This is a genomic window from Methylomonas sp. 2BW1-5-20 (assembly GCF_052474515.1).
Map to the genome: position 1 here is coordinate 4,403,765 of NZ_CP184127.1, position 12,818 is coordinate 4,416,582.

A 12,818-nucleotide genomic window follows, 5' to 3' on the forward strand; every position below is an offset into this window, starting at 1 on the left:
AGTAATCTGGTGAATGGAGTCCAATTCAACTCATCTCGCGTTAATAGTCCAAACAGCAATCCTTGCTACAATGCCGAGCAATTGAATGTTCTCGCTCAATGACCACAAGCTTTGAGAGGTTCTTCCGGAAGACAATCCCTGATGCCGGAGTCGGTTTGAAAGCCGGTTTGAAGCTGGAAGGCTAGTTCAGTTTTGGTCTAGTACTCAAGTTGCAGGCTTACTCGCGGAACGTGATGAAATCATTGCTACAATCCCAGCTAAGACAAACACTTAGTTCACAGGTATACAAATCATGCGCTTATTATTGGTAGAAGACGACGCCATCCTCGGGGATGGTTTGAAAGCCGGCTTGACGCTGGAAGGTTATGCGGTGGACTGGCTGGCCGACGGCGCACAAGCCGACGAAGCCTTGAAATTGAACCATTACGACCTGATCGTGCTGGATCTGAATTTGCCGCGCATGGATGGCATGAGCGTGTTGAAAAACCTACGCCGACGTAAGGACAGCACGCCGGTGTTGGTACTGACCGCGCGCGACGGCGTGGCCGAGCGGGTGGCCGGCCTGGATACCGGCGCCGACGATTTTGTCACCAAACCCTTCGATCTGGCGGAAATTTGCGCGCGTCTGCGCGCACTCGCCCGCCGCCACGACGGCCACAGTTTGCCTTTGCTGGAACATAAAGGCGTTACCATCGATCCGGCCGCGCACCAGGTTTATTACAACGACAAGCCGGTGGAGCTGGCGCAAAAGGAGTTTGAAGTACTTAGCTATCTGATGGGGCACATCGGGCAGGTCATTTCTCGCGCTCGGCTGGAGGAGTCGTTATACGCCTGGGGTTCGGAAGTGGAAAGCAATGCGGTGGAAGTGCATATCCACCATCTGCGGAAAAAACTGGATAGCAATCTGATCCGCACCATTCGCGGCGTCGGTTACATCATCGACGAAAACTAATGGCCAAGCGCTTTCGCCTGGCGCCGCGCTCGCTGAAAAAGCAGCTACTACTGTCTTTATTGTCCTCGCTGTTGTTGGTGTGGGGCGTTACCGCCTATATCAGTTACAAACAAACCCGCTATGAAATCGCGGAGTTGTTTAATGCCGAACTGGCCCAGTCGGCGCGCGTGGTGCATGCCTTTGTCGAGAACATGGTGCGGCAGCGGGCGTTGACCAAATTATGGGAGCACGACAAAGCCCCCGAGTTGTTCGACACGCCCATCCTCGGTCATAAATACGAACGCAAAATCGCCTTTCAGTTGCGCTCGGTAAAGGAAGGTCTGGTATTGCGCTCGGAAAGCGCGCCGGAATTTGCGTTGTCGCTGACTCGCAACGGCTACAGCGAAACCATGCTCGACGGTCAGCTTTGGCATGTGTTCAGTTTGAGCACCGAAAACGGCAATTATGTGATTCATGTCGGCCAGCGCGACGACATACGCCGGCAATTGGTGGAAGGCATTGCCGGTCAACAGGTGATCGGGTTTCTGATAGCGTTGCCGATCTTGGGTGTGATGATCTGGTGGATCGTCAGCCGCACTCTGTCGCCGGTTAACCAGGTCAAGGAACAACTGGCCAGCCGCGCCGCCGGCTATCTGCAACCGTTGTCGGTCGATAATCTGCCGGACGAAGTGCTGCCGGTGGTCACGCAAATCAACAGTCTGTTTGCGATGTTGGAACAGGCCTTTGCCAACGAGCGTAATTTCACCTCCGACGCTTCCCACGAACTGCGCACTCCGCTGGCCGGCCTGTTGACGCAAATTCAGGTTGCGCAAAAAACCACCGATACCCGGATGCGCGACCAGGCCTTGCAAAAAGCTCAGCAAGCCGTCTCGCGGATGACTCACACCGTTCAACAATTGCTGACCTTGTCGCGGGTGCAGCACCAGCAGGCGGGCATCGCCAAACAGCCGGTCGATGTGAATCAGGCGTTGATTGAGGTGATTTCCGATCTGGACCACGCCGCCCGCGACAAGCGCATCGACATTGAATTGCAAGGCGAGCCGGGATTGTTGATCGAGGCCAATCCTCAACTGTTTCAGGTGCTGATACGTAACCTGATCGATAACGCCATCAAATATTCCCCGGCGGAAGGCCGCATCAAAGCGATCTGCCGCCGTGAAAAAAACCGGCTTTATCTAACCGTGGAAGACAGCGGTCCCGGCGTCGCCGACGACGATTACCAGCGCATCACCCAGCGTTTTTACCGCTGCGTGGAAACGGCCAATAGCGTTGAGGGCAGCGGCTTGGGTTTGTCCATCGTACAGCGGATTGTGGCTTTGCACGCTGCCGAGATCGATTTTGCGAAGTCGGAGTTGGGTGGATTGAAAGCGATATTGAAGCTGGATTTGACCGATTTGCATCGGTAGTCCGGCTATACTGTCGAGACATCCGGGAGTTTTCCAGTCCCCGGCTTTATCAGGCTTATCCATCAGCACTCTTCGTATCGTCATCATGCTTAACCGAATCATCGTCAACTGGGTTTATGGTGGCTTCATGGCCGGGTTGCTATTGCTGGCGCTTATGCCCTTGCTGACAGCATCATGGCCAACAGCGTTAACGGCGACATTTGTTTTGTTGCCGGTTTATATGCTGCATCAGTACGAAGAGCATGACCATGACCGCTTCCGCCTGTTCTTCAATGCAACGATCGGCAAAGGCCGAGATGTACTCTCGCCAACCGCGGTATTTATCACCAATGTCCCTGGGGTTTGGGGTGTAATCTGCATGTCGTTGTACCTGGCGGCGGAGGTTAATGTCGGCTGGGCATTCATCGCGGTATATCTGGTGCTTGTCAATGCTTTCGTCCACCTTATCCATGCATTTGTTTTCCGTGGCTACAACCCCGGTCTCGGCACTGCGTTGGCGCTATTTATACCCGCCGGCGCGTATGCGCTACGGCAGGTGGAAAACGCGGAAGGAGGAACGCCGGTGTTTCAGGCAATAGGTCTGGTTATGGCGATTGCCATCCATGCGGCTATTTTGCTGCATGTGCGGCGCCGGTTGCGCGTCGGGCATTGATGCGGAATTTAGGTTAAACCGAAATAGCTCGCCAATGCGGAGCAGTCCATAAGGGCCGCAAGCGTTATATTAATTCCGTGTATCTCCCGCTTAATCGCTCATGGCCGCAATGAGATTCCACAACCGTAATCCCCAGTTCTGCTTTGCGCCGCAATATGGTCTAATCATGCCCCGTTTTATTTTCAAGTGATCGATCTCATGCCTAATTTCAAGGCTCGCATTTCGGGCGGTTGTTTGGCTGCGACTCTGGTATTGTTCGGCTGCAACGAACAAACCTTCGAAGCGGTTTCTTCTGCCCAAGCCTTGCATGCCGATATCTTTAGTCCTATCGATGCGCAAGCGCTTTCCTTGCAGAACCTGGTTAGTTTCGACGTCTACGTCGACCGGGAAACGGTGCACGCGGCCTTCGTCGCGACGCCAGCCGGCAGCAAGCAGCCTTATATCGGCTATCTGCATTCGGAGGACGGCGGTCTGCATTGGTCGGCGCCCATTGCTTTAAGCGAGCAATTCAAGCAGCCGGTCGAGTCGAAAATCGGCAACGATATACAAATTGCCGCCGCCGGCGACAAATTGCTGGTGGTCTGGCAAACTACCGGCGAATTACCCGGCATGGGGCCGCTACTGACGGTTTATTCCAGCGATGCCGGCAAAACCTGGCAGCAAGGTGCCAAACCGACCGGCAGCGATGCCGATCAATCGCATCACGAACTATTGGCCGACGGCGAAGGCCGCTTTCATGCCGTGTGGCTGGACGACAGAGACGAAAACGGTTATCAAGGCGTGCGCTACGCTCGCAGCAGTGATGTCGGTAAGAGTTGGGAACTGGCGCAAACTATCGACGACTCCAGTTGCTCCTGCTGTTGGAACCGCTTGGCGCTGGGCGCCGACGGTAAGCTGAATGTGTTGTACCGTGACATGAAGCCGCGCGACATGGCACTGGCGCAATCCGCCGATGGCGGTGCCAGTTGGCAACGCTTGAGTACGGTTGGTGAGTTCAACTGGATTTTCGACGGCTGCCCGCATAATGGCGGCGGCTTGAGCGTTGCCGGCGACGGTGCCTTGCATAGTTTGGTGTGGACTGGCGCGGAAAATCAGGTGGGACTGTATCATATGCAATCCGCCGACAGCGGCAAAGGCTGGTCGCCGCCGCAACGGCTTGGTGAGGCGGGTGCGTTTCATGCGGATATTGCTTTCGGTGCCGGACGCCTGGTTGCGGTTTGGGATGCACTGGGTGCGGAAGGATCGAAAGTCTTTATCGCCGAATCAAGCGATAACGGCGGGCATTGGTCGACGGCCAAACCCTTGTCTTCCGCAGCAAGTTCGGCGACATTTCCGCGCATTGTCGCCACGCCAGTCGGCTTGTTGGCGATGTGGCTGGAACAAACCCTGGCCGGCAAACATTGGTCGGCGGCAGTTTTACAATGATTTTTATAATTTAAGAGGTGGTCATGCCCAAGTTAGACATAACAAAAATAATAAAACCCGGCTTGTTGGCTATTGCGTTGTGCAGCCCGGTTTCGGCATTTGCCCACGCCATTTTGGTGAAATCGCAACCGGCCAAGGACGAAACGGTCAAAGAGTCGCCCAAGCAAATCGATCTATGGTTTAACGACGCGGTGCGCAGCGAATACAAAGCCTTGGCGGTGATCGATAGCACCGGCAAACGCGTGGATAACCACGACGTTGCACAAAGCCTGACCAACGGTGCCAACATTTACGCCACGGTGCCGACGCTGGCGCCGGGTACTTACACCATTCGCTACCGGGTGGTTTCAGAGGATACGCATATCGTCACCGGTAAATTCGAATTTACCGTCAAACCCTAGTCTGCATTCTTCCATCGGCTCAATTCTATGAACATTCAGCGACTTCCCGTCTTTTTTATAGCCGGGCTCATGGCCTGTGTCTTGTTGCTAAGCGGTTGCGACAAACTCGGCTTCGGTACCAAACAATCCAACGCGCTGGGCAATCGCCCGGATTTGGATTGTATTATCGCCAACGATTTTTACGCGGTGCATTTCAGCGCCTATTTGCAGCCGGATAAAAACGATAAAAACCCGGATCCCAAAGCCGCTTTCGTGCCGTTTTGTCAGAAAATCCCCAGAGCCGGCAAAATGTTTTTCACCGCCGATTTGATAGATCGCGACATTCGCGCCACGCCGATTGGCATTAAGTTGGTGGAAGTGGAAAAAACCGGGCAGAAAGCGCCGGATGACGTGCGGGAAATTCGCACCGTCACCGAAATTCCAGCCAAACTCTATCCGAAAGGCGCGGTGGAAGCGCAAGCCGATGTCGACAAAAACGGCGATTACGTGCTGTACCTGTTGATCGGCGAAGCGATGGAAGACGACGATAAATTCCGTATTGCGCTGGAAGTGGGCGTCGATCCGAAAGACGCGGAGTTGCCGCTAATCGCGATTGGCGTCGTCGTGGCCTTGGTGTTGGTCGTACTGGTATTTTTGATTTATCTGCACAAACGCAAAAAATCCGCGCAAACCCATGGCAATGGGGAACAGCCCTAATGAGAGCATTGCGGAAAAGGTATGGGCTGTTTGGCTTGGGTAACTATCTGCTGCTGGTCGGCTTGTTGTTGCAATCGGGCTGGGCCGTGGCGCACGCCCCCGGCCTTAGCTCGATAGATGTGGCCGTCAACTCGGATCAAGTCGTTGTCAAACTGACCTTTGCCCTGCAAGACATCGAAGCCTTTGCGCCGATGGATAGCGATCTGGATGCCGAAGTCAGCGCCGCCGAGCGCGAAGCCGCTAAACCGGAAATCGCCAAAATGCTGGCTGAGCAATTGCGGCTTAATATCGACGGTGTCGATGTGCAAGCAGCGGCGCCGGGAACGGTGAATTACGACGAGCAGAATAATGCCCATGTCGAGTTCAGCTTTAAACCCGTGCCGCTTAAGCAATTGTTATTGCAATCCAAATTGCTGGCCTGGCTGCAGGATGGCCATCAGCAATATGTCACGGTGCGCGATGCCGCCGGCAAAACGTTGAGCGAGAAAATGCTAAACAGGGCCGACGACCAGTTGCTAATAGTCATGGCGCAGGCTGACGAGTCCGTAGCGCAAAACGATTCTCGGTTTTCGGCTTTTGCGGATTTTTTGAAGCTGGGTATCGAGCACATCCTTACCGGTTACGATCACTTGCTATTTTTGTTTGCGTTGTTGGCAGTGACCCATAGTTTCTGGCCGGCGATCAAGATTGTGACATTCTTTACCATCGCCCATTCCATTACCCTGGCGTTTGCCGGGCTTAATATCATCGAATTGCCGAGCAGCTTCGTCGAGCCGGTGATAGCGCTGACTATCATTTACGTGGCGGTGGAAAACATCATTCGCGGCGATCACCCGAAAGGCCGGCAATGGCTGACCTTCGGCTTTGGCCTGATACATGGCTTCGGCTTTGCCAGCGTCCTGCGGGAAATGAATATTTCCAGCGGCGATACCGGTATCTTATTGCCCTTGCTGTCGTTTAATTTAGGTATAGAAACCGGCCAAATTGCGGTCGCGTCGGTGGTATTGCCCATCATCTGGTGGCTGAATAACAAACCGGCATTTGCCGAGAAATTCCTGAAAGGCTGCTCGGCAATGGTAGCGTTGATGGGGGCTTATTGGTTGTTGGAGCGGACAGTTTTGTAGGGTTGTAGCCCGGTTCTCGGCGCCGAAGCCTCTGTGGTCTTAGCCATCGTCCAGGCCGGCCCCGGCCAATAGTTTCCCGGTTCGATACAGCACATGTTCGACGTGACGCTCCGAAACCCAAAGTTCGGCTGCGATTTGGCGCCGACTCTTACCCTCCAGGCGCCGCAGACACAGTATCTGCCGGCTGGGCATCGGCAAGCGGTGTAACCAGTGCGCAACCGCTAACCATTGTTGCCGGCCGTACACCCAGCGTTCCGGTTGTGGACAAGGGCACGGCCATTCCGCATCCAAAGGCCCGCCGTCCCGCGCTTGCTGCCGGGTTTGGCCGCGCAAATAATCCAACGCCAGATTGCCTGCTACCCGATATAAAAATGCCCGGCAATTGCCGATCTGTTCCTGGGCCGGATATTCCGCGATATGCAAAAAAGTATCGTGCAACAAGTCGGCCGCCGCCTCGCTGCATTTCACTTGGCGTAACAGGAATTGCCGCAATTCAGTTTGATGCTGCAAAAAGGCGACGATCAGCGCAGGTTGGTCCGGGCTCATTGGCAAAATTCAAAAGGGTTTGCGCCGACCAATGCAAGGCTTGCGGCGCGGGTTTTAGGAAGTTTTTGTGCGTCTTGCCCTTTGTAAGTTCGCTGCCTGCCGCTTGAGCGCTGCAATCCTCCTTAGTCTTGGCGGATAAGCGACAAATTGTCAGGATGACTGCAGGGTTTTTAGTTGTGCCTCCATAATTAGTTTTTAAATATCAATATCTTGCGATCGTTTTGTAATGGCATCTTAATTGCTTGGCAAGTTGCGCCGGTACCTGGGCAGGATTGATTTCAGCAATCCGCTTTGGCCGGCGTTCTTTACTAGTCATGAGGTGTTGATATGTTCGAAGCCATTGTATTGTTCATTGTGAGCGGCCTGATCGCCGCGTGTGCATACTCGTCTCAAGAGGGCGGTATTTCCTTTTTCGCTAAGTTTTTCCGTTCCACTCGCAAGGATCATGCGCAGGCAACCCCGGCGGCACAGATAGCCGTCCCGGAGGGTGTCGAGCCGACTTCCAGTTTCCTGGAGCAACTGCAACGCGAAATTGAGGCCACGCTATTTCCTCGTCCCACCGATTCAGTATTGCGGCGTCATTACGATACTTTGGTGGCGGTTGAGGTAAAGAACCGCTTGAGCTTCTTTAGTTGACGGGGCATCGACTCCATTTGCAGTCCGCGCGGACTGCAAATGGAGCTAAGCCGCCAGTTCCTTTACGTCTTTTCTGCCGTATTTTCCGCTAAAAGCCCGCCCGATTCCGATTCGAACCTGCCCAAAGCCCCTTGCTTACGGTACATTTGCCTCAGGCACCGCAGGCCGGTCCGCCCACGCAAAGTGACCGTGGTTTTACGCATAAGTATCGATAGCACTGCTCGAAATATCCGCGCTCTTGGAATTGCCGGCGTTACTTTGGTCGTCGGCAGTTTGTTTTTGCTGGTTTTGTTGCTTCTGCATTTGTAACAGCTCAATTTTTTGCTGCAATGCTTGAATTTTTGCTTGCTTGGTTTTTTCGTCGTCTTTGCTTTGCTGTTCTTTAACTATGTCCTGTTGAAGTTCTTGAATTTGCTGATCTATGTTTTTCGAGGCGGTATTGCCGCTCGATATGACGGCGGTCGATACGCCTTGAATGCTGCCGGTTGACATAATAATCTCCTGGGTTTATCTGAAATCTTGAGAAAAAGCTCAATTTGGTTTTTGCGAAGCCGTTGATGGATACATTGCTTATCGGCCTGAAGACAGCGAAAGTGATTGGTATTTGTGTAAAGTTGCATAAATGCAGCTACTTCTGAATAGTACGGCCCCTGAATCGGGGCCGACATCCTTTCCGGCCGCTCGCTTTTGATTACGCCGCGGTTGAAACACTTGTGCCTGTCGAGTTATGGTTAGTGTCGCCGTAAGCGTGGAGCAGTTCCATCATCTTCCTCATAAATTGCATATCGCTCGCATCGCTGGATGATGTGCTGCTTGATGTCGCATCGGATTGACTATCCGCATTCGACGAATTGGCTTGCTGAAAAGCCAGGGCTTCGTCGCGGGTTACCTTACCATCGCCATTGGCATCGGCCGTGCTGAAATTGTCCGCCAATTGACTGAATAAATCGGTCATTTTGCTTTCAGCCGAATTCGTGTCTTTTGCCATGGTGGTCAGTTGGTCTTTGGTAAAGCCTTCATCCACTTGTTGACCGTCTTGTGGCGGCGGAGGTGTGTCGCCTTGCCCTTGCATTCGCATGCGCGGAAATGGCCCATCCAATTGGGATGCGATTTGTTGCAGTGTTGCCGACATTTCTTCTTTGGTGACTTTGCCATCGCCGTTGCCATCGAGCTTGGCGAACATTTGATCCGCAGCATTGGAACTGTTGCTGCCTGAGTCGCCAATTTTGCTGAAAGCCGTTTCCAGGTCAGTTTTCTCCAGATAACCTTGGCCTTTCGTATCCAGCTTGGAAAACAGGTCCTCCGCCATTTTCGCCGGGTCGGGCTTTTGCAAGGCTCTCATGCCTTGCGTTGCAAGCGAGCTCGCGCTACCGATACTGTTGATACTCATAATCTTATCCTCATGCTAATGCTTTATGGAGATAGCGCGGGCTATCGACCGCGCCGCCAAAAAATGAGTAGCCAAATAAGCGGCTACAGGAAACGTTGAGCAATATATCGGCCTAAAAGCCAATAAATACAGTTGCTTGAAGGTAAAACGATGTAAAGATAGGTTAAGGATTATTAAGAAATGCAAGCAAGCTTCTTGGTTTTTTGGCTCACGCCATAGCGAATGGACATGTGCTGGCAAACGCGGCTAAGTTCATTGCCGGTAGCGGCAAAATTTTGCCGTTGGGGTTTGGGTGAGATGACTGAATCGACTTTAGCGTCGGAGTTTGTTGCGTAGCGTACTGACTAGGCCGATCAAGCTGTCGCGTATCATCCACCATAAAATCCGTGGGTTTTCGCCGACTTTGCTCAGCGCGTACGGGCGCCAGGAAATGCCAAAAGGGATATAGACTCGTACCGGCACTGCGAACTCTTTGGCAATCGCAAGCAGACGTCCGCTGGGCAGACCGTTGAGCAGTTCCAGTTCGCAAGCGGTGCCGGCCGCCTGTAAGCGCATTATCGATTCTCTGGCCAGCCATGGATCGTGGGTGGCGATGGCCACTTCCCGCGCTTGGCCGGCCAGACTGTCGACAATGCTCAGAAAGCCGGCGCGCAGGTCCATGCCGGGCTCTTGCGGGTCGGCCCATTCGCCTTTGACCACGCGTACGCGAAGACCAAGCCGGCAGGCCAATTCCGCATCCGCCGGGCTGCGCCGCCAGCGGCCGGGGATGGTCAAGCCGACTGCTGCGCCCAAGGTCACAGCCTGCTTTACGCAATCCAAGGTTGCGTCCGCCGTGCCGGGGCCGTGAGAGTCGAAATGCGCCAGTACGCCTTGTTCGCCGGCGATAGCGATGATACCGGCGAGAACGGCTGGGTCATAGTTAAACGCCGGCGCCTTGATCGACAGATACCCCTTGGGTGTCAGTTTCGCTACCGACGCAGCAATGGCGCCGGAAATATCAATAATTTGTTGGCCGTTTTCTCGTTTGCTAAGGTCCTGCCAGTTGTAAAAATAGCCCAGAGTACAGGCGATATTTTTTTTCGACAGGCGCCCGGCTATGCGCATCGCATCCTCGAGCTTATGGCCGGGTACGTAGACACGGCCGGCAACATTCAGCAGCGTTTGGAACAATTTGCGGGGTATTCGACGCATGGCACTTTGCAATTGTTTATCGCGCCGACCGGCGCAGACGATTGATCGCGGTGCGAGCGCCGCGTTTGGCGAGCACTTTCAATCCGCCCCTGTTAAAAGGAATCGCGCGCACTTGCACGTATTCGCGGATATCGCGGGTCCAATATTTGATCCAGTCGTCCATCAAACCCATGAACTCGTAGGAGCGCAAACCGCCGGCCGCCGCATAAGCTAAAGTATGACGCAGTAGTAATTGACCGGGCGAACAGCGTTCGAAGGCAGGGTCGTAGCCGATTTTGAACAGCCAGAAACGTTGCTGCCATTCGCAGGCGATTTGCATGGCTGCCGTCCGACCGTCGATGCGCAACAAGGCTATGCGCAATATGCCTTGCCGGGCGGCAGCTTGGGTAAACTGGCCGAAAAAGTCTCCGAGCCTTGTGGAGCCGGCTATTGTACTGCCTTCGATACCCTTCCAACTGAGGGCTTCCACGGCATATGCTTCCTTGAGCCGGGGCGCCAAATCGCTTTCCCCGGACGGCGCATGAATTTCGTAAGCTACCGATCCAAAGCCGGCGGCCAAGCGTTCCGCCCGGCGGAAATCGGCGCGGCGTCGGCTATTGAACAGGGCATCGCTATCACTCCCCTTGCCTGCCAGTTCTATGAAGGGTGTGGGCATGGCCGGGGCCAGCAATATCAATCCCCGGCGCGCGTAAGCGCGGCGTAGTGCGGTCAATGTCGGCGAGTCTGCCGGCAGCCGTTCAAGGTACACCGGCAGCGCTTGGCGGGCCAGTGCGTTGGCGAGTAATTGCAGGCTTTCCGGCGTACTCCATAGCAGATCGCTGGGTTCGGACATCAATGGCGGTTCGCGCAGCCAGTCGCCGTTGCGGAATAGCGGTGCGATTGCGGCCAACTGCTTGGCATCGCCGATGCCGATGAATTGCCGCGCCGAGGCCGGGAGCAATGCCGCGCGGGCCTGGGTCCAGGCGTGGGTTTGCGTCGCCATGCCCCCAAGGTTTGAAGGCCAGCTGTCGGCATCGGGTAATTCGGTAAAAAGCGTTTTCATTTTGGATGGCGGCGGCCGATGCGGCTATGGGCATATTGACGGGCGGCGGTTATCGATACGCGGTCGCTCTTGCCTTATCGGCTAAGTCCTTATAAATTTTCCAAGGGATGGCGTTGCGTGGTGGCCGGGTATTGCCGAAACAACATAGCAGGCAGATGTTACCGCAAGGCATTCTATTTTGAAATATCCGCGTTTACGCGCCCAAACCATGTGTCATGACCATGTATTTTATTCAGCGTTACACCGGTTTCGACGAATTGCCGAATCGTTATGCCCCCTTGCTTGAGTCGGCCGGTCAAGCCGGTTTGTTTTTCGAGGCGGATTGGTTTGCGCTATTGATGCGGCATATTTTTCATCGGCACGAGAAGTTGCATATCTACGCGGTCGAGGAAGCCGGCACCGGCCTGCCGTTGCTGTTGGCGCCGCTACGCTATTCGAACACAGACGGTGCGATACGAGGCGCGCGGGTGGCCGCTTCCGCAAGCCACCCGGAGAATTATGCGGAAACTGCGTTGATTTTCGCTCCTGACATGGAACGCTCATCCGAGGTGTTGGCGGCCCTGTTTCGTACGCTTAAGTCCGGTACGCAGGCGGTGGCCGAGCGTACCGATATTATTCGGTTATGGCCGCTGGCCGAGGATTCCGGCTTGGCCGAAGCCGTCGATGCCGCGTTGCGGGATGCGGGGTTTTGGGTGCAGCGTTATGCTAATTCCTATAACCGTTTCGAAGCGACGGCGGGGTTGGACTACGAAACCTATTTTGCTCAGCGCAGCGCCAATTTGCGTTACAACGTGCGCCGCCGCCAGCGGGCCCTGGAGAAGAGCGGTCAGTTGGAGTTGCTGCTGTACACCGAACCGGCGGAATTGGAAACAGCAATGGCCGATTATGTGGCGGTGACTCTGGGCAGCTGGAAAAAGCCATCGACCATGATGAGTGACGATATCCGCGAATTAATAATATTGGCGGCCGCGAAAGGCTGTTTACGGTTGGGCGTGCTGCGGTTTGACGGCGTGGCCGCCGCTGTACAGCTGTGGATCGTGACTGGCGGCGTGGCGCACTGCGCCCGACTGGCCTATCAGGAAGCTCACAAACATCTGGCGGTTGGCGTGGTATTGACCAATTTTATGATTGCCCACGTGCTTGATCGGGACCGGGTACGGAAAATCGATTTCGGTTTTGGCGATGAGGATTACAAGAGTGGCTGGATGAAGGATGTGCATCATTATTCCGGCGTTATGGCTTTTAATCCCGCTACTCGCGCCGGCAGTTATCAGGCTGCCAAGCACATCCTGGGCAGATCCTTGAAGCGGCGGGTCAAGCAAGTGTTGCGGGTGGCCGGTTGGCGATAACCGCCTCA

Annotated in this window: 14 protein-coding genes; 9 read left to right on the forward strand and 5 right to left on the reverse strand. The window is 54.5% G+C overall.

The genetic code is table 11. The features are described 5' to 3' along the window. Positions 1-292 precede the first annotated feature (292 nt). The 7 genes from ACH50O_RS20300 to ACH50O_RS20330 all read left to right on the forward strand — a co-directional run bounded on the left by ACH50O_RS20300 (position 293) and on the right by ACH50O_RS20330 (position 6,656). Complete coding sequence (locus ACH50O_RS20300) at positions 293-952, forward strand: response regulator (RefSeq protein ID WP_446809562.1); 660 nt, start codon at positions 293-295, stop codon at positions 950-952. Continuing rightward, the gene (locus tag ACH50O_RS20305) at positions 952-2,358 is read left to right on the forward strand and encodes an ATP-binding protein (protein ID WP_446809563.1); all 1,407 of its coding nucleotides are present in this window, start codon (positions 952-954) and stop codon (positions 2,356-2,358) included. The genes ACH50O_RS20300 and ACH50O_RS20305 overlap by 1 nt, the downstream gene beginning before the upstream one ends. Positions 2,359-2,443: 85 nt before the next feature. After that, positions 2,444-3,010, forward strand: a complete 567-nt coding sequence (locus ACH50O_RS20310) for an HXXEE domain-containing protein (protein ID WP_446809564.1) — start codon at positions 2,444-2,446, stop codon at positions 3,008-3,010. A gap of 198 nt (positions 3,011-3,208) precedes the next feature. Then, entirely contained in the window at positions 3,209-4,435 is a 1,227-nt protein-coding gene (locus ACH50O_RS20315; RefSeq protein WP_446809565.1) for an exo-alpha-sialidase, read from the forward strand. Positions 4,436-4,458: 23 nt separating this feature from the next. Continuing rightward, positions 4,459-4,836, forward strand: coding sequence for a copper resistance CopC family protein (locus ACH50O_RS20320; protein WP_446809566.1), 378 nt, complete (start codon positions 4,459-4,461; stop codon positions 4,834-4,836). A 69-nt stretch (positions 4,837-4,905) separates the two neighbouring features. Next, entirely contained in the window at positions 4,906-5,532 is a 627-nt protein-coding gene (locus tag ACH50O_RS20325) for a hypothetical protein (protein ID WP_446809567.1), read from the forward strand. Continuing rightward, entirely contained in the window at positions 5,532-6,656 is a 1,125-nt protein-coding gene (locus ACH50O_RS20330) for a HupE/UreJ family protein (protein WP_446809568.1), read from the forward strand. Before ACH50O_RS20325 ends, ACH50O_RS20330 begins: the two co-directional genes overlap by 1 nt. A 39-nt stretch (positions 6,657-6,695) precedes the next feature. Here ACH50O_RS20330 and ACH50O_RS20335 read toward each other — a convergent pair whose 3' ends face one another. Next, complete coding sequence (locus tag ACH50O_RS20335) at positions 6,696-7,202, reverse strand: RNA polymerase sigma factor (protein ID WP_446809569.1); 507 nt, start codon at positions 7,200-7,202, stop codon at positions 6,696-6,698. Between the two features lie 327 nt (positions 7,203-7,529). Here ACH50O_RS20335 and ACH50O_RS20340 point away from each other — a divergent pair, with 327 nt between their 5' ends. Continuing rightward, positions 7,530-7,838: a hypothetical protein gene (locus tag ACH50O_RS20340; protein ID WP_446809570.1), complete on the forward strand. Its 309-nt coding sequence runs from the start codon at positions 7,530-7,532 to the stop codon at positions 7,836-7,838. 195 nt (positions 7,839-8,033) lie between these two features. Here ACH50O_RS20340 and ACH50O_RS20345 read toward each other — a convergent pair whose 3' ends face one another. From ACH50O_RS20345 to ACH50O_RS20360, 4 genes are all read right to left on the reverse strand, one after another. After that, the gene (locus ACH50O_RS20345; protein WP_446809571.1) at positions 8,034-8,330 is read right to left on the reverse strand and encodes a FlxA-like family protein; all 297 of its coding nucleotides are present in this window, start codon (positions 8,328-8,330) and stop codon (positions 8,034-8,036) included. 199 nt (positions 8,331-8,529) lie between these two features. Beyond that, a complete protein-coding gene (locus ACH50O_RS20350) occupies positions 8,530-9,228 on the reverse strand; it encodes an EF-hand domain-containing protein (protein ID WP_446809572.1) in 699 nt (232 codons plus the stop codon). A 312-nt stretch (positions 9,229-9,540) separates the two neighbouring features. Continuing rightward, the gene (locus ACH50O_RS20355) at positions 9,541-10,419 is read right to left on the reverse strand and encodes a hypothetical protein (RefSeq protein WP_446809573.1); all 879 of its coding nucleotides are present in this window, start codon (positions 10,417-10,419) and stop codon (positions 9,541-9,543) included. 16 nt (positions 10,420-10,435) lie between these two features. Further along, positions 10,436-11,461 carry a GNAT family N-acetyltransferase gene (locus tag ACH50O_RS20360; protein WP_446809574.1) on the reverse strand — a complete coding sequence of 342 codons (1,026 nt, stop codon included), beginning with the start codon at positions 11,459-11,461 and terminating at the stop codon, positions 10,436-10,438. A 215-nt stretch (positions 11,462-11,676) separates the two neighbouring features. On the opposite strand from ACH50O_RS20360, the gene ACH50O_RS20365 reads away from it, so the two are divergent. Beyond that, entirely contained in the window at positions 11,677-12,810 is a 1,134-nt protein-coding gene (locus tag ACH50O_RS20365) for a GNAT family N-acetyltransferase (protein ID WP_446809575.1), read from the forward strand. Positions 12,811-12,818 lie beyond the last annotated feature (8 nt).

Excerpts from the sequence above, each read along its gene's own strand:
- ACH50O_RS20315 (WP_446809565.1), top strand. The coding sequence starts at position 3,209 with ATGCCTAATTTCAAGGCTCGCATTTCGGGCGGTTGTTTGGCTGCGACT.
- ACH50O_RS20320 (WP_446809566.1), top strand. The coding sequence starts at position 4,459 with ATGCCCAAGTTAGACATAACAAAAATAATAAAACCCGGCTTGTTGGCT.
- ACH50O_RS20365 (WP_446809575.1), top strand. The coding sequence starts at position 11,677 with ATGACCATGTATTTTATTCAGCGTTACACCGGTTTCGACGAATTGCCG.
- ACH50O_RS20355 (WP_446809573.1), bottom strand. The coding sequence starts at position 10,419 with ATGCGTCGAATACCCCGCAAATTGTTCCAAACGCTGCTGAATGTTGCC.
- ACH50O_RS20340 (WP_446809570.1), top strand. The coding sequence starts at position 7,530 with ATGTTCGAAGCCATTGTATTGTTCATTGTGAGCGGCCTGATCGCCGCG.
- ACH50O_RS20350 (WP_446809572.1), bottom strand. The coding sequence starts at position 9,228 with ATGAGTATCAACAGTATCGGTAGCGCGAGCTCGCTTGCAACGCAAGGC.
- ACH50O_RS20300 (WP_446809562.1), top strand. The coding sequence starts at position 293 with ATGCGCTTATTATTGGTAGAAGACGACGCCATCCTCGGGGATGGTTTG.
- ACH50O_RS20335 (WP_446809569.1), bottom strand. The coding sequence starts at position 7,202 with ATGAGCCCGGACCAACCTGCGCTGATCGTCGCCTTTTTGCAGCATCAA.
- ACH50O_RS20360 (WP_446809574.1), bottom strand. The coding sequence starts at position 11,461 with ATGAAAACGCTTTTTACCGAATTACCCGATGCCGACAGCTGGCCTTCA.
- ACH50O_RS20330 (WP_446809568.1), top strand. The coding sequence starts at position 5,532 with ATGAGAGCATTGCGGAAAAGGTATGGGCTGTTTGGCTTGGGTAACTAT.
- ACH50O_RS20325 (WP_446809567.1), top strand. The coding sequence starts at position 4,906 with ATGGCCTGTGTCTTGTTGCTAAGCGGTTGCGACAAACTCGGCTTCGGT.
- ACH50O_RS20305 (WP_446809563.1), top strand. The coding sequence starts at position 952 with ATGGCCAAGCGCTTTCGCCTGGCGCCGCGCTCGCTGAAAAAGCAGCTA.
- ACH50O_RS20345 (WP_446809571.1), bottom strand. The coding sequence starts at position 8,330 with ATGTCAACCGGCAGCATTCAAGGCGTATCGACCGCCGTCATATCGAGC.
- ACH50O_RS20310 (WP_446809564.1), top strand. The coding sequence starts at position 2,444 with ATGCTTAACCGAATCATCGTCAACTGGGTTTATGGTGGCTTCATGGCC.